At 72.4% G+C, this 19,032-nt stretch carries 16 protein-coding genes; 13 read left to right on the top strand and 3 right to left on the bottom strand.

The window, feature by feature from the left end:
* Nucleotides 1-5: 5 nt before the first annotated feature.
* Nucleotides 6-371 (bottom strand): VOC family protein, encoded by a 366-nt coding sequence (locus AB3X52_RS10125; protein ID WP_367993865.1) that lies wholly within the window; start codon nucleotides 369-371, stop codon nucleotides 6-8.
* Between the two features lie 141 nt (nucleotides 372-512).
* On the opposite strand from AB3X52_RS10125, the gene AB3X52_RS10120 reads away from it, so the two are divergent.
* Genes AB3X52_RS10120 through AB3X52_RS10090 form a run of 7 tightly spaced genes read left to right on the top strand, consistent with a single transcriptional unit; the run spans nucleotide 513 to nucleotide 9,503 of the window.
* Complete coding sequence (locus AB3X52_RS10120; RefSeq protein WP_367993863.1) at nucleotides 513-1,163, top strand: TetR/AcrR family transcriptional regulator; 651 nt, start codon at nucleotides 513-515, stop codon at nucleotides 1,161-1,163.
* Nucleotides 1,160-1,957 carry a TIGR03084 family metal-binding protein gene (locus AB3X52_RS10115; protein ID WP_367993861.1) on the top strand — a complete coding sequence of 266 codons (798 nt, stop codon included), beginning with the start codon at nucleotides 1,160-1,162 and terminating at the stop codon, nucleotides 1,955-1,957. The genes AB3X52_RS10120 and AB3X52_RS10115 overlap by 4 nt, the downstream gene beginning before the upstream one ends.
* A complete protein-coding gene (locus AB3X52_RS10110) occupies nucleotides 1,950-3,674 on the top strand; it encodes an acyclic terpene utilization AtuA family protein (RefSeq protein ID WP_367993859.1) in 1,725 nt (574 codons plus the stop codon). The genes AB3X52_RS10115 and AB3X52_RS10110 overlap by 8 nt, the downstream gene beginning before the upstream one ends.
* Entirely contained in the window at nucleotides 3,661-4,800 is a 1,140-nt protein-coding gene (locus AB3X52_RS10105) for an acyl-CoA dehydrogenase family protein (protein WP_367993857.1), read from the top strand. Before AB3X52_RS10110 ends, AB3X52_RS10105 begins: the two co-directional genes overlap by 14 nt.
* Nucleotides 4,797-6,398 carry an acyl-CoA carboxylase subunit beta gene (locus tag AB3X52_RS10100; RefSeq protein WP_367993855.1) on the top strand — a complete coding sequence of 534 codons (1,602 nt, stop codon included), beginning with the start codon at nucleotides 4,797-4,799 and terminating at the stop codon, nucleotides 6,396-6,398. The genes AB3X52_RS10105 and AB3X52_RS10100 overlap by 4 nt, the downstream gene beginning before the upstream one ends.
* Before the next feature lie 13 nt (nucleotides 6,399-6,411).
* Nucleotides 6,412-8,319: an acetyl/propionyl/methylcrotonyl-CoA carboxylase subunit alpha gene (locus AB3X52_RS10095; protein WP_367993853.1), complete on the top strand. Its 1,908-nt coding sequence runs from the start codon at nucleotides 6,412-6,414 to the stop codon at nucleotides 8,317-8,319.
* Nucleotides 8,316-9,503 carry an acyl-CoA dehydrogenase family protein gene (locus tag AB3X52_RS10090; RefSeq protein ID WP_367993851.1) on the top strand — a complete coding sequence of 396 codons (1,188 nt, stop codon included), beginning with the start codon at nucleotides 8,316-8,318 and terminating at the stop codon, nucleotides 9,501-9,503. The genes AB3X52_RS10095 and AB3X52_RS10090 overlap by 4 nt, the downstream gene beginning before the upstream one ends.
* 43 nt (nucleotides 9,504-9,546) lie before the next feature.
* On the opposite strand, the gene AB3X52_RS10085 is transcribed toward AB3X52_RS10090, so the two are convergent.
* Complete coding sequence (locus tag AB3X52_RS10085; RefSeq protein ID WP_367993849.1) at nucleotides 9,547-10,161, bottom strand: RDD family protein; 615 nt, start codon at nucleotides 10,159-10,161, stop codon at nucleotides 9,547-9,549.
* Nucleotides 10,162-10,265: 104 nt separating this feature from the next.
* Between AB3X52_RS10085 and AB3X52_RS10080 the strand changes: the two genes are divergently transcribed.
* On the top strand, nucleotides 10,266-11,501 hold the full coding sequence (locus AB3X52_RS10080; protein WP_367993847.1) for a YihY/virulence factor BrkB family protein: 1,236 nt from the start codon (nucleotides 10,266-10,268) through the stop codon (nucleotides 11,499-11,501).
* Nucleotides 11,502-11,523: 22 nt separating this feature from the next.
* Here the strand turns inward: AB3X52_RS10080 and AB3X52_RS10075 are convergent, their stop codons facing one another.
* A complete protein-coding gene (locus AB3X52_RS10075) occupies nucleotides 11,524-12,081 on the bottom strand; it encodes a protein-L-isoaspartate O-methyltransferase family protein (RefSeq protein ID WP_367993845.1) in 558 nt (185 codons plus the stop codon).
* A 34-nt stretch (nucleotides 12,082-12,115) separates the two neighbouring features.
* Here AB3X52_RS10075 and AB3X52_RS10070 point away from each other — a divergent pair, with 34 nt between their 5' ends.
* The 5 genes from AB3X52_RS10070 (at nucleotide 12,116) to AB3X52_RS10050 (ending at nucleotide 19,014) form a co-directional block, all read left to right on the top strand.
* Nucleotides 12,116-12,877 (top strand): enoyl-CoA hydratase family protein, encoded by a 762-nt coding sequence (locus AB3X52_RS10070; protein WP_367993844.1) that lies wholly within the window; start codon nucleotides 12,116-12,118, stop codon nucleotides 12,875-12,877.
* Nucleotides 12,878-12,980: 103 nt separating this feature from the next.
* Nucleotides 12,981-15,179 carry a HelD family protein gene (locus AB3X52_RS10065; RefSeq protein ID WP_367993842.1) on the top strand — a complete coding sequence of 733 codons (2,199 nt, stop codon included), beginning with the start codon at nucleotides 12,981-12,983 and terminating at the stop codon, nucleotides 15,177-15,179.
* A 67-nt stretch (nucleotides 15,180-15,246) separates the two neighbouring features.
* On the top strand, nucleotides 15,247-17,217 hold the full coding sequence (locus AB3X52_RS10060; RefSeq protein ID WP_367993840.1) for an anthranilate synthase family protein: 1,971 nt from the start codon (nucleotides 15,247-15,249) through the stop codon (nucleotides 17,215-17,217).
* 7 nt (nucleotides 17,218-17,224) lie between these two features.
* Nucleotides 17,225-17,809: an anthranilate synthase component II gene (locus AB3X52_RS10055; protein ID WP_367993838.1), complete on the top strand. Its 585-nt coding sequence runs from the start codon at nucleotides 17,225-17,227 to the stop codon at nucleotides 17,807-17,809.
* Nucleotides 17,806-19,014 (top strand): anthranilate synthase component I family protein, encoded by a 1,209-nt coding sequence (locus tag AB3X52_RS10050; RefSeq protein WP_367993836.1) that lies wholly within the window; start codon nucleotides 17,806-17,808, stop codon nucleotides 19,012-19,014. The genes AB3X52_RS10055 and AB3X52_RS10050 overlap by 4 nt, the downstream gene beginning before the upstream one ends.
* Nucleotides 19,015-19,032 lie beyond the last annotated feature (18 nt).

Below are 19,032 nucleotides of genomic sequence, written 5' to 3'. Positions count from 1 at the left end.
CCGGGCTAGTCCACGCAGAGGCAGAACGGGTGCCCGGCCGGGTCGAGGAACACCCGGAAGGACGTGCCGGGCTGGTGGCCGGCCTTGGTGGCGCCGAGCTCGAGGACGGCCTTCTCGCCGGTGTCGAGGTCGTCGACCATGACGTCGAGGTGGGTCTGCTGCGGGACCTCCTGGCCGGGCCACTGCGGGGCGCGGTAGTCCTCGACCCGCTGGAAGGCGATCGGCGGGTAGGGCTCCCGCGATGTCGCCTCGGCCCAGCCGCCGTCCTCGTCGACGCTCACCTCCCAGTCGAGGAGGGCGCCGTAGAAGGTCGCAAGGGCCCGGGCGTCGGGACAGTCGATGACGAGGGACGGGAATCGTGCGATAGCCATGACAACGACCGTAGGGCCGGTTCCGGACGGAATCCGTCCTCACGTGGTGATGGTCCCTCCTCGGCAGCTGGGGTCGGGAGACGTGGCATGCAATTAAAAGTCAGGCTTGACTGTTTGTTGGGGGGCCGACAGGCTGGCCGGGTGACCGCCAGCACTCGCGTCCCCCAGGAGGAGCGCACGCGCCTCATGCGCGCCCGGCTCCTCGACGCGACGGTGGAGCTGCTGGTGGAGCGTGGCTTCGCCGGCACGAGTACGACGCTGGTGTCGCAGCGGGCCGGGGTGTCGCGCGGAGCGCAGCTCCACCACTTCCCGACGAAGAACGACCTGGTGGTGGCCGCGGTCGCGCACGTGACCGAGGCCCGGGGCGCGGCGCTGGAGCAGGCCGCGGCGCGGATCGCCGACGGCGCCGGACGCACCCGGCGCGTCCTCGGCATGCTCGCCGACCATGTCACCTCACCGGTGTTCACCGCGGCGCTCGAGCTCTGGGTCGCGGCGCGCACCGACCCGCCACTGCTCGCCGCGGTCGGCCCGCTCGAGCAGCGCATCGGCCGCGAGCTCCACCAGCGCACGGTCGAGCTGCTCCACGCGGACGAGTCGCGGGCCGGCGTACGCGAGCTGCTGCAGGCGACCCTCGACCTCGTCCGCGGTCTCGGCCTGGCCGCGACGCTGTCCGACGACACTCGCCGCCGCGACCGCATCCTCGACGAGTGGGCCGAGGTGCTCGACCGTGAGCTGGCCTTGACGCAATCGCACGAACCCACGGAGTCCCACGAGCACCAGGAGACCGCATGACCCTGTTGGACGACCTGCTCGGCGACCTGGCCCTCGAGGGTCTCGAGCTGCGGGAGGTGGTGGCCGGCCTCGGCGAGGCCGGGTGGCGGACGCCGACACCCGCCGCGGGCTGGGACATCGCCACCCAGATCGCCCACCTGGCCTGGACCGACGAGGCGGCTGTTGCCGCCGCGGCGGCCGTGAGCGGCGACCCGAGCGCCTGGGACGAGCTGGTCACCGAGGGGCTCGACGACCCCGAGGGGTTCGTCGACACGGAGGCCAGGGCGCTCGCAACGCTGCCCTCGACCGACCTGCTGACCACCTGGGACGCGGGACGGCAGACGCTCGCCGAGGCGCTCCGCGCGGTGCCCGAGGGCCAGCGGCTGCCGTGGTTCGGCCCGGCGATGTCGCCGGCGTCGATGGCGACGGCGCGCTTCATGGAGACCTGGGCGCACGGGCTCGACGTCCGCGAGGCGCTCGGGCTGGACTACGCGCCGAGCGACCGGATCCGACACGTGTGCCACCTCGGCGTCCGCACCCGCGACTTCGCCTACGTCGTCCGCCGGCTCGACCCGCCCACCGAGGAGTTCCGGGTCGAGCTCACCGCGCCGTCCGGTGAGGCCTGGGCCTGGGGTGCGGAGGACGCGAGCCAGCGCATCCGCGGGTCGGCGTACGACTTCGCCCGGCTGGTCACCCAGCGCATCCACCGCGGCGACACCGACCTGGTGACGACCGGTGACGACGCCGAGCAGTGGCTCGGCATCGCCCAGGCGTTCGCCGGGCCGTCGGGAGAGGGGAGGGCCCCTCGTGACTGACCCGGTGCGGATCGGCAACTGCTCCGGCTTCTACGGCGACCGGCTCTCCGCCATGCGCGAGATGCTGCGGGGCGGACCGCTCGACTACCTCACCGGCGACTACCTCGCCGAGTTGACCATGCTCATCCTCGGCCGGGACGCGATGAAGGACCCCGCGGCCGGCTACGCCCGGACCTTCCTGCGTCAACTGCAGGACTGCCTGGACCTCGCGCTCGAGAAGGGCGTGCGGATCGTCGCCAACGCCGGCGGCCTCAACCCGCGCGGGCTCGCCGAGGCGGTCGAGGCGCTCGGGACGGGCGCGAGGATCGCCTACGTCGACGGCGACGACCTCCGCGGGCGGCTCGATGACCATCCGGGGGCGCTGACCGCGAACGCCTACCTCGGTGCCTTCGGAATCGCGCGTGCGCTCGAGGAGGGCGCGGACGTCGTGGTGACCGGCCGGGTGACCGACGCGTCGCTGGTCGTGGGTCCGGCGATCGCCCACCACGGCTGGACCCGCGAGGACCTGGACGCACTCGCCGGCGCGGTGGTCGCGGGGCACGTCGTCGAATGCGGCACGCAGGCGACGGGTGGCAACTTCTCCGGCTTCCTCGAGGCCGGGCTCGGTGGTCCTGCCGCCCTCGGCTTCCCGCTCGCCGAGGTTGCCGCCGACGGCAGCGTGGTCATCACCAAGCACCCCGGCACGGGCGGGGTGGTCACGGTCGACACCGTCACCGCGCAGCTGCTGTATGAGATCCAGGGACCCCGCTATCTCGGCCCCGACGTCACGGTCGACCTCGCCTCGGTCCGGCTCGAGCAGGCGGGCGAGGACCGGGTCGCGATCTCCGGCGTCCGTGGGGAGGCGCCGCCGGAGCGGCTGAAGGTCGCGGTCAACGAGCTCGGCGGCTTCCGCAACGCCGTCGAGTTCGTCCTCACCGGCCTCGACATCGACGCGAAGGCGGCCTGGCTGCGCGCCCAGCTCGAGCCGGCGCTGCCCGAGGGGCCGGACTACCACTGGTCCACTTCCCGGGTGCCGGCGCCGGACTCGCCGACCGAGGAGGGCGCCGCCTGCCTCCTCCGGCTGACCGCGCGGGCCGCCGACGCCGACCTCGTCGGCCGGGCCTTCACCGCACCCGCCATCGAGCTGGCGCTCGCTTCCTACCCGGGCTTCCACGTCACCGCGCCGCCGGGGCGGCCGTCGCCCTACGGCGTCTACCAGGCGGCGTACGTCGCCCGCGACCGCGTCACCGAGACCGTCCACCTCCCTGATGGCAGGGTCGAGGAGATTCCCCCTCCCGCCGAGACGTCAGTCCTTCCCGCCGAAGCGTCAGTCATGCCCGCCGAGGAGTCGATGATTCGGGAATCAGCGACTCCTCGCGCGGGACGGGTGACCTCTCGGCCGCTGGGGGAGCTGGTCTACGCGCGGTCGGGCGACAAGGGCGGCGATGCGAACCTCGGGCTGTGGATCCCACGGCACCGACCGGACGCGGCGGTCGACTGGCTGCTGGCGACGGCGAACCCTGACTGGATCCGGGCGCTGCTGCCGGAGACCGCGGCCCTCGAGGTCGAGGTCACGCCGCTGCCGAACCTGCGTGGCGTCAACGTCGTGATCCACGACCTGCTCGGGCGCGGGGTGGCGGAGTCCACCCGGTTCGACCCGCAGGCGAAGGCACTGGGCGAATGGGCGCGGAGCCGGTTCGTCGACATCCCGGAGGAGCTGCTCGATGACCGACCGTGACGACCTGTTCGCGCTGGGCGCGGAGTTCACCCGCCGGGAGGTCGTGCCGCATCTGCAGGAGTGGGAGGACGCCGGCGAGGTGCCCCGCAGCCTGCACGTGGCGGCCGCGAAGCAGGGACTGATCGGGCTCGGCTTCCGCGACGAGGTCGGGGGGCAGGGCGGCAACCTGGGTGACGTGGTCGCCCTCAACGAGGGGATGCTCGCCGAGGGGGCATCGTCGGGCCTGCTGGCGGCCCTCTTCACCTCCGGCATCGCGCTGCCCCACATCGCGGGCCACGGATCGCCCGCCCTGGTCGACCGCTACGTCCGCCCCACCCTCGCCGGTGAGGCCATCGGCAGCCTCGCGATCACCGAGCCCGACGGCGGCTCCGACGTCGCCCACCTGCGCACGACGGCGGTGCGGGACGGTGCCGACTACGTCGTCAACGGGGCGAAGACCTTCATCACCTCCGGCGTGCGCGCCGACTTCGTCACCACGGCGGTGCGCACGGGCGGCCCGGGCGCGGGCGGCATCAGCCTCCTGGTCATCGACAAGGACACCCCCGGCTTCACCGTCACCCGGAGCTTGCGCAAGATGGGCTGGCACTGCTCCGACACCGCGGAGCTCGCCTTCGTGGATGCGCGCGTCCCCGTCGCGAACCTCGTCGGCGCGGAGAACGCCGGCTTCGGCTACATCGCCGAGGCGTTCGTGACGGAGCGGATCGCCCTGGCCGTCCAGGCATACGGCATCGCCGCGCGCAGTCTCGCGCTCACGGCCGCCTACTGCCGGGATCGGACCACCTTCGGCACGCCGCTCATCGACCGCCAGGTGGTGCGCCACAGGCTCGTCGAGATGCACCGCCAGGTCGAGGTCGCGCGGACCTACACGCACGCCGTCGTGGACCGGTACGACGCCACCGGCGTCACCGCCGAGTCGATCGCAGAGGCGGCGCTCGCCAAGCAGACGGCCGTCGAGGCCGCGGCGTACGTCTGCGACCAGGCCGTCCAGCTGCACGGCGGGACGGGCTACATGCACGGGACCGAGGTCGAGCGCCACTATCGCGACGCCCGGATCCTGCCGATCGGAGGAGGAGCCACGGAAGTGATGACCGACCTGGTCGCCAAGCTGCTGGGGTACGCCGGATGACCGCCGCGACCGGGGCACCGAGCGAGCGTCGTACGGCCATGCTCGCCAAGATCGCCGAGCTTGAGGCCGAGCTGGCGAAGGCAGTGGCTGGCGGCGGTCAGAAGTACGTCGAGCGGCACCGTGCGCGGGGCAAGTTGCTGGCGCGCGAGCGGATCGAGCTGCTCATCGACGAGGGCAGCCCGTTCCTGGAGCTGCAGCCGCTCATCGGCTGGGGCTCGGACTTCGCGGTCGGCGGCTCGCTCGTCACGGGCATCGGCATCGTCGAGGGCGTCGCGTGCCTGATCGTCGCCAACGACCCGACGGTGAAGGGCGGCGCGCTCAACCCGTACTCGCTCAAGAAGTCGTTCCGCGCGGCCGAGATCGCCGAGCAGAACGGCCTTCCGACGATCAACCTCACCGAGTCCGGCGGCGCCGACCTGCCCACCCAGAAGGACATCTTCATCCCGGGCGGGCGCGGCTTTCGTGACCTCACCCGCGCCTCAGCGGCGAAGCGGCCCACCATCTCCGTGGTCTTCGGCAACTCCACCGCCGGCGGCGCCTACGTGCCGGGGATGAGCGACTACGTGATCATGGTCAAGGAGCAGGCGAAGGTGTTCCTCGCCGGTCCGCCGCTGGTCAAGATGGCCACCGGCGAGGAGACCGACGACGAGTCCCTCGGCGGCGCTGAGATGCATGCCCGGGTCTCGGGCTCGGCCGACTTCCTCGCCGTCGACGAGTACGACGCCCTCCGGCTCGCCCGCCGCGTCGTCGCCCGGCTCGACCGGCCGCGGATCCCCGCCCGCCCGTTCGCGGAGCCAGACCTCGATCCCGAGGGCCTGCTCGACCTGATCCCGACCGATCTCAAGGAGCCGTTCGACCCGCGTGAGGCGATCCTGCGGATCGTGGACGGGACCGGTCCCGGCAATGTCCCAGGAAGTCCGCAGAGCGCGTTCGACGAGTTCAAGCCGCTCTACGGCTCGGCGCTGTGCACCGGATGGGCGAGCCTCTTCGGCCACCAGATCGGGATCGTCGCCAACGCGCGCGGGGTGCTGATGAGCGAGGAGGCGCAGAAGGCCGCCCAGTTCATCCAGTTGGCCAACCAGAAGGACACGCCGCTGCTCTTCCTGCACAACACGACCGGCTACATGGTCGGTGCGGACTACGAGCAGGGCGGCATCATCAAGCACGGCGCGATGATGATCAACGCGGTCTCCAACTCGACGGTCCCGCACCTCACGGTGATCATGGGGGCGTCCTACGGCGCCGGCAACTACGGCATGAACGGCCGCGCCTACGACCCGCGCTTCCTCTTCACCTGGCCGTCGGCGAAGTCCGCGGTCATGGGGCCGCAGCAGCTCAGCGGCGTGATGGAGATCGTCGCCCGGCAGTCGGCCGAGTCGAAGGGCCAGCCGTTCGACGCCGAGGGCTTCCGGGGTGTGAAGGACATGGTCGAGACCATGGTCGAGGAGCAGTCGCTCCCGTTCTTCCTCTCCGGCATGGGGTACGACGACGGCGTGATCGACCCGCGCGACACCAGGACGGTCCTCGGGCTCTGCCTCTCCGTCATCCACACCCGACCGGTCGAGGGCGCCATGAGCTTCGGCGTCTTCCGGATGTAGAGAGAGGCGCCCCGTGATCACCCGACTCCTGGTCGCCAACCGCGGCGAGATCGCCAGCCGCGTCTTCCGCACTTGTCGCCGCCTCGGCATCGAGACCGTGGCGGTCCACTCCGACGTCGATGCCGAGCTGCCCTACGTGCGCGAGGCGGACCTCGCCGTACGCCTGGTGGGCAACGCTCCGGCGGAGACCTACCTGCGCATCGACCTGCTGGTCGACGCCGCCCGCAGGACCGGCGCCGACGCAGTCCACCCCGGCTACGGGTTCTTGTCGGAGAACGCCGACTTCGCGCGCGCCGTCCAGGCCGCCGGCCTCGTCTGGGTCGGCCCGGAGCCCGACTCGATCGAGCAGATGGGCTCCAAGATCGAGGCGAAGAAGCTGATGGAGGCGGCCGGCGTCCCGGTGCTCAGCGCGCCGGCGGAGCCGACCGCCGCCGACCTGCCGCTGCTCGTCAAGGCGAGCGCCGGGGGTGGCGGTCGAGGCATGCGGATCGTGCATGACCTCGCCGTACTCCCCGCGGAGATCGAGGCGGCCCGGGCCGAGGCCGCATCGGCGTTCGGCGACGGCACCGTCTTCGTCGAGCCCTACCTCGAGCGCGGCCGCCACGTCGAGGTCCAGGTGCTCGGGACGCCCACAGGCGTGCTCGTCCTCGGCGAGCGCGACTGCTCGGTCCAGCGCCGCCACCAGAAGGTCGTCGAGGAGGCCCCGGCGCCGGCGCTGCCGGAGGCGACCCGCGCGGCGCTCCACGCCGCGGCGCAGGCCGCCGCGGAGGCGATCGACTACCGCGGCGCGGGGACCGTCGAGTTCCTCTACGACGTCGCGTCCGACCGCTTCTTCTTCCTCGAGATGAACACCCGGCTCCAGGTGGAGCACCCCGTCACCGAGCTCGTCCACGGCGTCGACCTCGTCGAGCTGCAGCTCGCGGTGGCGGAGGGACGCGAGGTTGTGAGTGCCAGCGAGGCCCATAGCCCGCGCTGGCACTCACAAGGTCATGCGATCGAGGTGCGCCTCTACGCCGAGGACCCGAGCCGGGACTACCAGCCGCAGTCCGGCCTGCTCACCCGGCTCACCTGGCCGGACGGCGTCCGTGTCGACGCCGGATATGCGTCCGGGACGACGGTGAGCACCTACTACGACCCGATGATCGCGAAGGTGATCGCGCACGCGCCCACCCGTGACCAGGCGGTCCGCACCTTGGTGGCGGCGCTGCGGAGGGCGCGCATCCACGGCCTGGTCACCAACCGCGACCAACTCGTCGGGATCCTGACCTCCGCGGAGTTCACCGGCGGCCTGGTCAGCACGGACCTCCTGGCCGAACAGAACTTCGTTCAGCCGGTCGACGACCCCGGCGCTCCGGTCGCCGCGGTGCTCGCGCTCGCCGAGCGGGCCCGCCGCCCGGGCGTTCCGGTCGCGTGGCGCAACGTCACCAGCCAGCCGCAGCGCACGACCTTCACCGCGCTCGGCGCGGACGAGACGGTGGTCGAGTGGTACGGCACCCGCGACGGCTACACCGTCGAGGGGTGGCAGGTCGTCTCGGCCGCTGCTGACCGGGTCGTCCTCGAGCGCGACGGCGTGCGGGCGACGTACGAGGTCGCGGTCACCGGTGAGCCCGGGCAGGAGCGGTGCGACGTCGACGGCCCCCGTGGCCACAGCGCGCTGCGGCGTACGCCTCGCTTCGTCGACCCCGCCGACCAGGTCGCCGAGGGGTCGCTGCTCGCGCCGATGCCGGGCACGGTGGTCAGCGTCGCCGTCGCGGCCGGCGACCCGGTCCAAGCGGGCCAGCCGTTGCTGGTCGTGGAGGCGATGAAGATGCAGCACACCGTGAGCGCTCCGGTCGACGGGGTGGTCGCACAGATCGATGTCGAGCCGGGGGCGCAGGTCGCCGCCGGTCAGGTCCTGGCGGTCGTGGAGGAGCAGGGATGAGCGCGTTCAGTGAGTCCGAGGAGCGCCGGGCGCTCCGCCAGGCCGTCCGTGGCCTGGCCGGGAGGTATGGCCAGGACTACGTCCGGGAGAAGTCGCGCGCCGGGGAGAAGACCACCGAGCTGTGGGCCGACATGGGCAAGCACGGCTTCCTCGGGGTCAACATCCCCGAGGAGTACGGCGGCGGTGGTGGCGGCATCGGCGACCTCGCGGCGGTCCTCGAGGAGGCTGCCGCGGCGGGCGCACCGATGCTGCTCATGGTCGTCAGCCCGGCCATCTGCGGCTCGATCATCGGCCGCTACGGCACCGCCGAGCAGCGGCGCCGCTGGCTCCCGGGGATCGCCGACGGCTCCTTCACCATGGCGTTCGCGATCACCGAGGCCGACGCCGGCTCCAACTCCCACAAGATCACCACGACCGCACGGCGCCTCTCGGACGGGGGCGACGGCGACGGCTGGGTGCTCACCGGCCAGAAGCAGTTCATCTCCGGGGTCGACGAGGCCGCCGCCGTCCTCGTCGTCGCGCGGGCCACCGACGCCGAGACCGGGAGGCTCAAGCCGTGCCTGTTCGTCGTGCCGACGGACTCCGCCGGGCTCGAGGCGACCCCGATCCCGATGACCATGCAGATGCCGGAGAAGCAGTTCACCCTGTTCTTCGACGACGTCCGGCTGCCGGGCGACGCGCTCGTCGGGGACCCCGACGACGCCGACGCAGGCTTGGCCCAGCTCTTCGCCGGGCTCAACCCGGAGCGGATCATGGGGGCGGCGCTGTCCAACGGGATGGCGCGCTACGCCCTCGACAAGGCGGTCGCCTACGCCCGGGACCGGGCGGTCTGGAGGGACACCCCGATCGGTGCCCACCAAGGCATCGCGCACCCGTTGGCGAAGGTCAAGATCGAGCTCGAGCAGTCCCGGCTGCTGCAGCAGAAAGCGGCCGAACTCTACGACGCCGGCGACGACCTCGGCGCGGGGGAATACGCCAACATGGCGAAGTACGCCGCCGGCGAGGTCGCCTGCACGGCGACCGACGTCGCGGTGCACACGCACGGTGGCAACGGCCTGACCGAGGAGTACGGCCTGGCCAACATGCTCCTCGCCGCGCGCCTGGGGCGCATCGCGCCGGTGAGTCGGGAGATGATCCTCAACTTCGTCGCGATGCACACCCTCGGGCTGCCGAAGTCCTATTGAGCCCACGTACGCTTCAGTCGGCCTTCGGGCGCGGCCCAGACCGCTACTTCTTCTCGACGATGACCACCGTGCCGACCACCTTGTCGGCGAACGTCTGGCGCTTCTGGTCCCACAGCGGCCACAGGAAACCGAGGTAGCAGGGCAGCTCGTCGAGGATGTGCAGGATCTGGCGACCGAGGGCGAGCCAGGGGCCCACCGGCCGGCCGGTCGACTCCTTGACCAGCTTGATGCCGAGGACGCCCTTGCCGATCGAGTAGCCCGTGCGACCCTGCTTCAGCATGATGTTCCAGACGCCGAAGGCGAGGGACGTGAGGACGCCGAGGAGGATGAGCGCCAGCGCGGCGTGCCGCACCCCGTCGGGGACGTAGCTGTACTCATAGGTCTCCCCACCACCGAAGTCCATCGTCTCGGTCTTCTGGCCCGCGGCGATCATGATCTCGCCGATCCAGACCGGTGCCGCGGCGATCGCGCCGAGCAGCCCGTCGATGAGGAATGCCCCGAGGCGCTGTCCCCAGTGCGCGTAGCGCCCGGCGGCGACCGGCGGCGCCGGGTAGCCCGGCGGGGTGCCATAGCCCGGCGGCGGGGGCGGCGGGGCGCCGTACGGCTGGTTCTGGGCGGGCGTGGAGAACGGGTCCGGCGGCGTGCCGTAGTGCGACATCACAGGGCCTTTCAGGCAGAGGGCCCGAGCGGTGCGCTCGGGCGGCTGCCTGCGTCCTGCCCACGATGACGGGTTCCAAACCAGATCACGGGTAGCCTGAACCCGTGGCCGGCGTGGTGCAAGCGGTGGACCGGGCTCAGCGCCGGGTCCCTCTGATCGCGTTCCCGCTCGGCGTCATCTACAAGTTCTTCGACGACCAGGGCAACTACCTCGCCGCGATCGTCACCTACTACGCGTTCATCGCGATCTTCCCGCTGCTGCTGCTGGGCTCCTCGATCCTCGGCTTCTTCCTGCAGAGCAACCCGCACCTGCAGGACGAACTGCTCAACTCGGCGCTCAGCCAGTTCCCGATCATCGGCGACCAGCTCGGCCGCAAGGCGCTGCACGGCTCGACCGGCGGTGTGATCGTCGGGGCCGTCACCGCGCTCTACGGCGCGATGGGGCTGGGCCAGGCGATCCAGAACACCGTCAACACGGCCTGGTCGGTGCCGCGCAACAGCCGTCCCAACCCGTTCCTGCTGCGCCTGCGCAGCCTCGTCCTGCTCGCGACCGCGGGCGTCGCCGTTCTCGGCGTCTCGGTGCTCTCCACACTCTTCGGGCAGACCGAGGCGTTCGGCACCCGGGCCGACGAGGTGACCCGCTGGCTGGTCACCATCGGCACGGTCGCCATCGTCACCGCGATGCTGACCGTCCTGTTCCGGCTGGCGACCACCCGCGACCACTCCTTCCGCAACGCGTTGCCGGGCGCGCTCACCTTCGCGGTGCTGTGGCAGACGCTGCAGTTCTTCGGCACGATTTACGTCAGCCGGGTCATCGGCGCGACGGCGGGCATGAACAAGACCTTCGCCTTGGTCCTCGGTCTGGTCGGCTTCATCTACATCGCCGCGGTGATGGGAGTGCTGGCGATCGAGGTCAACGTCGTCATCGCCCGCCACCTGTGGCCACGCGCGCTTCTCACCCCGTTCACCGACCGGGTCGACCTGACCGAGGCCGACCGGCGCGCCTACGCCGGCTATGCGCTGATGCAGCGTCACAAGGGCTTCGAGACGGTGTCGGTCACCTTCGACCAGCGCGACGGCCACACCCACGAGATCGTCATGGACCCCTCGTGGCTGCAGAAGAACACCCGCAAGATCCGCACCCGGTCGATGGACGAGCTCAGCCGCCCGCCGGGCTATGCCACCGAGCCGGGCGTGGCGCCCGACCCCGGCAGCGGGCGGGCCGCCGGGCCGACGCCGTCGGGGCCCACCGGGCCGCCGCCCACTCGTCGCGCCCACCTCCGGCCGCTGCCCAAGCCGCCCGAGGACCCCGAAGACCCGCGCCTGCGCAAGCGCGGCTGACCGAGCCCGCATCGACCCCGGGTCAGCGCAGCGGCACGAAGCGATACCACCCGTGCTCGCTGGTGCGCACCTCGCCGCCCTCACGCTCGACGAGCAGCAGCCGCCCGTGGACCGGGACCACCATCCGGCCGGTCTCGCTCAGCTGGTCGACCAGCTCCTGCGGCAGCGTCGCGGTCTCGGCGGAGACGAGGATGCGGTCGTACGGCGCCCCGTCCGGCCACCCGAGCACGCCGCCACGGGCCTGCTCGATCCGCGCCCAGGGACGGCCGGAGGCGGCGAGGTTGGCCTGTCCGAACGCCACCAGGTCCGGCTCCAGCTCCACGCCCACGACGGACCCGTTCGGGCCGACCAGCTCCGCGGCGATCGCCGTCGTCCAGCCCGAGCCGGAGCCGACGTCGAGGACCCGCTGGCCGGGCTCGACCGCAAGCAGGCGGAGCGTGTCCGCGACGGTCCGCGGCTGGGAGTTCGTCTGGCCGTGGCCGATCGGCAGCGGTCCGTCGTACGACGCCCGCGACCGCTCGCTCGCCGGCAGGAAGCCCTCCCTCGGGACGGCCGCCATGGCCTTCTCCACGGCATCCATCCACCCAGTCAAGCACTGTGGCAAGGTGCAGGCCATGACCTCCGAAGCGACCGGCGAGCTCGTGCACTACGACGTGTCCGAGGGCGTCGCGACGATCACCCTCGACTCCCCGCACAACCGCAACGCGCTGTCGCAGCGGCTCGTCACGGAGCTCTTCACGGCGCTGCAGTCCGCCGACAAGGACACGGCCGTGAAGGTCGTCGTGCTGCAGGCGGCGGGGAAGGTCTTCTGTGCCGGCGCCGACCTGTCAGAGGCGGCGACCACCGGCATGGAGGAGGGCGCCCGCACGATCGTCCGGCTCCAGCGCACGATCGTCGCGCTGACGAAGCCGGTCGTCGCGAAGGTGCAGGGACCGGTCCGGGCCGGCGGCCTGGGGCTGGTGGCCGCCGCCGACATCGCGGTCGCCGCCGACACGGTCAGCTTCGCGCTCACGGAGGTGCGCCTCGGCCTCGCCCCGGCGGCCATCTCGCTCACGATCCTGCCGCGGGTCGACGCCCGCGCGGCGTCGTACGCGATGCTGACGGGGGAGCCCTTCGACGCCGCCAAGGCGGTCGAGATGGGCCTGCTGACGCAGGCCGTCCCCGCCGACGTCCTGGACGAGACCGTCGCGGGGATCGTCGCCGCCCTCGGCGCCGGCTCCCCGCAGGGGCTCCGCGAGACCAAGCGGCTCCTGGTCCGCGACCTGGTCCAGCACATCGACGCCCGGGGCGAGGACATGGCCCACCTCTCCGCCCGGCTCTTCGGCTCCGACGAGGCGCGCGAGGCGATGACCGCGTTCCTCACCCGGAAGAAGTAGGCCCCGCGGTCTCGTCCCTCGCTCGCGGTAGGCTTGAGCACTTGCCGCCCGCGCACGCGCGCGGGCGAGCGTCCGGTCCTGCGAGGTGGGGGAACAGTCGGCGTTGAGTGACGAGCTGATCGAGCGCGAGATCGCGCATGAGCAGGAGTTCGTGGATCGGGTCTACGCCCAGCTCGAGGAGTCGGCCAAGGCGGCGCAGCAGTTGGCCAAGGAGGGCCACGACCGCGGCCGCCTCGGTCACGAGGGCGGCTTGGTCGAGCGCGACGCGATGGTCTTCCAGGCCGCGCGCCGCATCGCCCAGCTCGACGCCGCCCACGAGGGGCTGGTCTTCGGCCGTCTCGACCTCGACCCGGAGGTCGACGGCGAGCCGCGCTACATCGGCCGGATCGGCCTCCGCGACGCCAACCGCGACTCCCTGCTCGTCGACTGGCGCGCGCCGGCCGCGGCGGTGTTCTACCAGGCCACCGCGGTAGAGCCGCGCAGCGTGGTCCGGCGCCGCGTGCTCCGCTCCGACGGCCAGCAGGTCGTCGGCGTCGAGGACGAGCTGCTCGACGCGGAGGCCGCCGAGCGCGCGGCCGAGCGCGGCGTGGAGCTGCCGATCGTCGGCGAGGGCGCGCTGATGGCGCAGCTGTCCCGGGCCCGCGACCGGCAGATGCACTCCATCGTCGCCACCATCCAGGCCGAGCAGGACAAGGCGATCCGGGCGCCCGGCAAGGGCGTCACGATGATCTCCGGCGGCCCGGGCGTCGGGAAGACCGTCGTCGCGCTCCACCGCGCGGCCTACCTGCTCTACACCGACCGGCGGCGCTACGAGTCCGGCGGCGTGCTCATCGTCGGCCCGAGCGGCGTCTTCATGCGCTATATCGAGCGCGTCCTGCCCTCGCTCGGTGAGACCGCGGTGGCGCTGCGCTCCCTGGGCGAGGTCGTCGACGGCGTACGCGCGACGCGGCACGACGAGTCCGCCGTCGCCGACGTCAAGGGCTCGGTCCGGATGGCCGAGGTGCTGCGGCGTACCTCCCGCCAGCAGGCCCCGGGGTCGCCCACGGAGTTCCGGATCTTCTACCGCGACGACGTCCTGCGGCTCGACCGCGGCCGGCTCGGGCAGCTGCGTCGCCAGCTCATGGGCCAGGGCCGCCGCAACCAGCAGATCCGGCGCGTCCCCGGCGCGCTCCTCGACATCCTGTGGCGTCAGGTCCGCAGCGACCGCGGCCGCGAGCGCGGCAAGGAGGCGTTCGTCGAGGAGATGCTCGACCAGGACGAGTTCGTCCAGTTCGCCGCCGCCTGGTGGCCGCCGCTCGAGGCCCGGGAGGTCCTCGGCTGGCTGCACGAGCCGGAGTTCCTCGCCCGCGTCGCCGACGGCGTCCTGTCGTACGACGAGCAGCAGCTGCTCCTCAAGAGCTGGTCGGGCCGCACCACCGCCGACGCGGACCTGGCGATCGAGGACGTCCCGCTGCTCGACGAGCTGCGCTACGCGATCGGCGACGTGCCGGAGCAGGCCGCCGACGAGCGCGACCGTGACGACAGCGGGATCGACATCGGCGAGCTGCTGACCGCGGCCGACCGGGAGTATTCCTCCGGTCGCGCCTGGACCCCGCCGACGTACCGCCTCGACGACGACCCGTTCGCCCACGTCCTCATCGACGAGGCGCAGGACCTGACGCCGATGCAGTGGCGCATGGTCGGTCGACGGGGCCGGACGGCGTCCTGGACGATCGTCGGCGACCCGGCGCAGTCGTCCTGGCCGGTGCCGGAGGAGGCTGCCGCTGCGCGCGACGCCGCGCTCGAGGGCAAGCCGATCCACCGGTTCCACCTCTCCACGAACTACCGCAACAGCGCGGAGATCTACGCCTTCGCCGCCGCCTACGCCGAGCGGGTCGGCCTCGACGCCGACCTGCCGACCGCCGTCCGGTCGACCGGCGTCGAGCCCGTCGCGCGCGAGGGCGTCCCGGACCTCGAGGCGGCCACCCGGGAGGCGGTCGCCGAGATCGCCGGGCAGGTCCCGGGCACCATCGGCATCGTCGTCCCGGTCGCCCGGCGCGCGGAGGTCAACGGCTGGCTCGCCTCCTGGCCGGAGTTCGCCGCCGACGCGCCCTCGGCCGCGGCCTCCGCCGCAGACGCGGCCTCCGTGCCCTCGGGCGAGGACCGCATCGTCGTCCTCACCGGCCTCGACACCAAGGGTCTGGAGTTCGACGGAATCGTCGTCTGCCGCCCGCAGGAGATCGAGGACGAGTCCGCCACCGGCCGTGCCACGCTCTACGTCGTCCTCACCCGCGCCACCCAGCTCCTCACGACGCTGTCCTGAGGCCGCTCCGCGCCCGCACGACGGAACACCTCGTCGCCCGATGGAGGCGGCCGATTACGCTCGTCCCATGACCGCCCAGAGTGATGTCCGCACCGCGATCGACGCGCTCCTGGGGCACGAGGCGTGGGCGATGGTGCGGCGCTCCACGCGCGCGGGCGACCGCGCGACGGTCGGGCTGCTGGGCGGGACGCGCTCGGTGGTGGAGTCGCTGCTCGACGTCCCCCTCGAGGACGGAGTGCCGCCGGAGGGTCGGCTCTGCGACCGCCTCCTGGCGGTGCCGTTCCGGCAGGTCGCCGAACGCGGGTTCGAGGCGCACGACGACGGCACACCGCTCGTGGTGGTCGACGTCGAGTCCGAGCAGGAGTTCTCCGTCGCCGAGATCGTCGAGGCGATCGACGACGTCGAGATCACGTTCGCCGACCGCGGCGGCTTCGAGACCGACGACGCGGCGTACGCCGATGTCGTGAAGTCGATCATCGAGGAGGAGATCGGCCAGGGCGAGGGCGCCAACCTCGTCATCGGCCGCCACTACCGTGCGCAGGTCGAGGACTGGGACCACACCAAGGCGCTCGCGGTCTTCAAGCGTCTGCTCGAGCGCGAGCGAGGTGCCTACTGGACCTACGTCTTCTTCACCGGCGACCGCTACCTGATCGGCGCGAGCCCGGAGCGCCACGTCAGCGTGCACGGCGGCGACGTCCGGATGAACCCGATCTCCGGCACCTTCCGGCTGCCGAAGGAGATCCCGGCCGAGGTGTCCACCGGCGCCACCGGCGACGCGACCGCGCTGAAGAGCCAGCTCCTCGACTTCCTGCGCGACGAGAAGGAGATCTACGAGCTCTTCATGGTCGTCGACGAGGAGCTCAAGATGATGTGCGACCTCTGCGACGAGGGCGGCCAGGTGCTCGGGCCGTTCCTCAAGCCGATGTCGCGCCTGATCCACACCGAGTATCTCCTCGCCGGGCGCACCACCAAGGACCCCCGCGAGGTCCTGCGCGACACGATGTACGCCGCCACCGTGACCGGCTCGCCGGTCGAGAACGCCTGCCGGCTGATCAAGAAGTACGAGCCCGAGGGCCGCGGCTACTACGGCGCCGCGCTCGCCGTCCTCGGTCGTGACACCGCCGGCGCGCCGGTGGTCGACAGCCCGATCGTCATCCGCACCGCCGACGTCTCGCTCGACGGGCGGCTCAAGGTGACCGCGGGGGCGACGCTGGTGCGCGACTCCGATCCGGCGTACGAGGTCGCCGAGACCCACGCCAAGGCCGGCGGCATCCTGAGCGCCTTCGGCCTCGTGCCGCCCGCGGCCGCGCTGGCCCAGGACGTCTCCGAGCTCGTCACCGACGACGACGTGCTCGTCGCGCTCAACGCCCGCAACCGCCGCCTCTCGACGTTCTGGCTCACCGACCAGGCCGAGGAGGACCACGACGAGCCGCCGTACGCCGGCAAGCGGGTCGTCATCCTCGACGGCGAGGACGACTTCGTGAAGATGCTGCGCCACATCCTGCGCGTGATCGGTCTGGAGAGCACGGTCGTGCGCCACGAGGAGTACGCCCCCGGCGCGTTCGACGACGCCGACCTGGTGATCGTCGGGCCGGGTCCCGGTGACCCCCGCGACGATGCCGACCCCAAGATGCGCCAGCTGCGCGCGGCCGTGGACGAGCTGCTCACGACGCGGAGGCCGTTCCTGGCCGTCTGCCTCGGCCACCAGGCGCTGTGCCACGAGCTCGGGATCGAGTTGCACTACAAGGACATCGTCTTCCAGGGCACCCAGTCGCCGGTGCGGCTCACCGCGACGACCGGCGCGGCGCGCACCGAGCGGGTCGGGTTCTACAACACCTTCGTCGGCCGGGTCGCCACCGACCGGCCGGACGGCGGCCTCCCCGACGGCGTCCTCGTCGACGCAGACCCGGCGAGCGGCGACATCCACGCGATCGCGGGTCCGCACTTCCGCGGGATCCAGTTCCACGCCGAGTCGATCCTCACCGAGCGCGGCTACGACCTGCTGCTCGGCCTGGTCAACGACGTCCTGTCGTCATGAGTTCGTCATGAGCACGCCCCGCGTCGTGGTCGTCGACCACCGCGACTCCTACGTCTGGAACCTCGTCCACCTCGTCGCCGAGGTCACCGGCGAGCTGCCGGACGTGGTCGAGCACGACGAGGTCACGCTCACCGACCTGGCGCGCTACACCCACGTCGTACTCTCGCCGGGCCCCGGCCACCCCGACGAGCCGCGCGACTTCGCGGTCGGTCGGGAGCTGCTCCGGCTCCAGACGTTGCCGACCCTCGGCGTCTGCCTCGGCATGCAGGGCCTGGTGACGGCGTACGGCGGCCGCGTCGACCGCGTCACGCCCGTCCACGGCGAGGTCGCCACCGTCACGCACGACGGCCGGGGCGTCTTCGCCGGGCTGCCGTCGCCGCTGGGCGCCGTGCGCTACCACTCGCTGGCGGCCACCGCGCTGCCGGACTGCCTCGAGGTCACCGCCCGGAGCGAGGACGGCGTCGTCATGGGCGTCCGTCACCGGACCCGTCCCCTCGAGGGCGTGCAGTTCCACCCCGAGTCGGTCCTGAGCGAGGCCGGCGCCCGGATGGTCGCCAACTTCCTCGCCGCCACGCCGGCGGCGCTGGCGTGACCTGGGCCGCGGGTGGCGCCCGAGGCGCGGCCAGCGCCGCCGGCGCGGCGCGCTACGCGATCGCCGCTGGTCGGCGCTTCGAGCTGGCCGACGACGACGTCTCGCTCACCTTCGACGCCGGTCGGCGCGAGGTGACCCGCCACACCGACGGTCGCTCCGAGGTCGTCGGCGACGACATCTGGGACGTCCTCCGCGACCACCTCACCGAAGGGGTCACCGCCGTCGGCTACCTCGGCTACGCCTGCCGGACCGACCTGCCCGCGCTCAGCGGCGGCGACGTGCCGGACGCGGTGCTGCTGCTCGCGACCGGGACGCCATCGCAGGTTGTGAGTGTGAGCGAGGCCTATGGACCGCGCTCACACTCACAACCTCCGCCCCCCGTTCCCGCCTGGTACGCCGCCGCGTTCGCCGAGGTCCAGGAGGCGCTCCACGCGGGCGACACCTACGAGACCAACCTGACCTACCGGCTGACGGTGGACGCCGACGTCGACCCCGCGGAGGCGTTCGCCCGGCTCAGTGCGGCCAACCCGGCGCCGTACGCCGGATTCCTGCAGCACGACATCCCCGGGGCGCGGGCCTGGCTGGTGGGCAGCAGCCCGGAGCGCTACGCCCGGATCGCCGACGGCTGGGTCGAGACCAAGCCGATCAAGGGGACGACGCCGCGCGACGCGGATCCGGAGCGGGACGAGCACCACGCCCGCCAGCTCCGGACGGACCCGAAGTTCCGCAGCGAGAACCTCATCGTCACCGACCTGCTGCGCAACGACCTCTCCATCGTCTGCGAGCCGGGGACGGTGACGGTCCCGATCCTGATGGGGGTGGAGTCCTATGCGAGCGTCCACCAGCTCGTCACGACGGTCCGCGGCCGCCTCCGGGCCGGCATCGGCCCGCTCGACGCCGTGCGTGCGCTCTTCCCGGCCGGCTCCATGACCGGCGCCCCGAAGGAGCGGACGATGGCGCTGATCGCCCGCGCCGAGCAGACGCCGCGCGGGGCCTACGCCGGCGCTTTCGGCACCATCTCGGCCGACGAGGCCGACCTGGGCGTCGTCATCCGGAGTACGACGACGGCCGGCGACGGGCGCTGGACCATCGGCACCGGGGGCGGGATCACGGTGCGCAGCGACGTCGCGGAGGAGTGGGCGGAGTCGTGTTGGAAGGCCGAGCGGATCGTCGGCGTACTGTCGTCGGGTCGCTCGCCGGTGTGAGCGACACCGGCCACCGAC

It is taken from the genome of Nocardioides eburneus (genome assembly GCF_040838215.1).
GTDB lineage: Bacteria > Actinomycetota > Actinomycetes > Propionibacteriales > Nocardioidaceae > Nocardioides > Nocardioides eburneus.
Note: the sequence above shows the minus strand (reverse complement) of the source record. Positions and strands in the feature narration are given on the sequence as shown.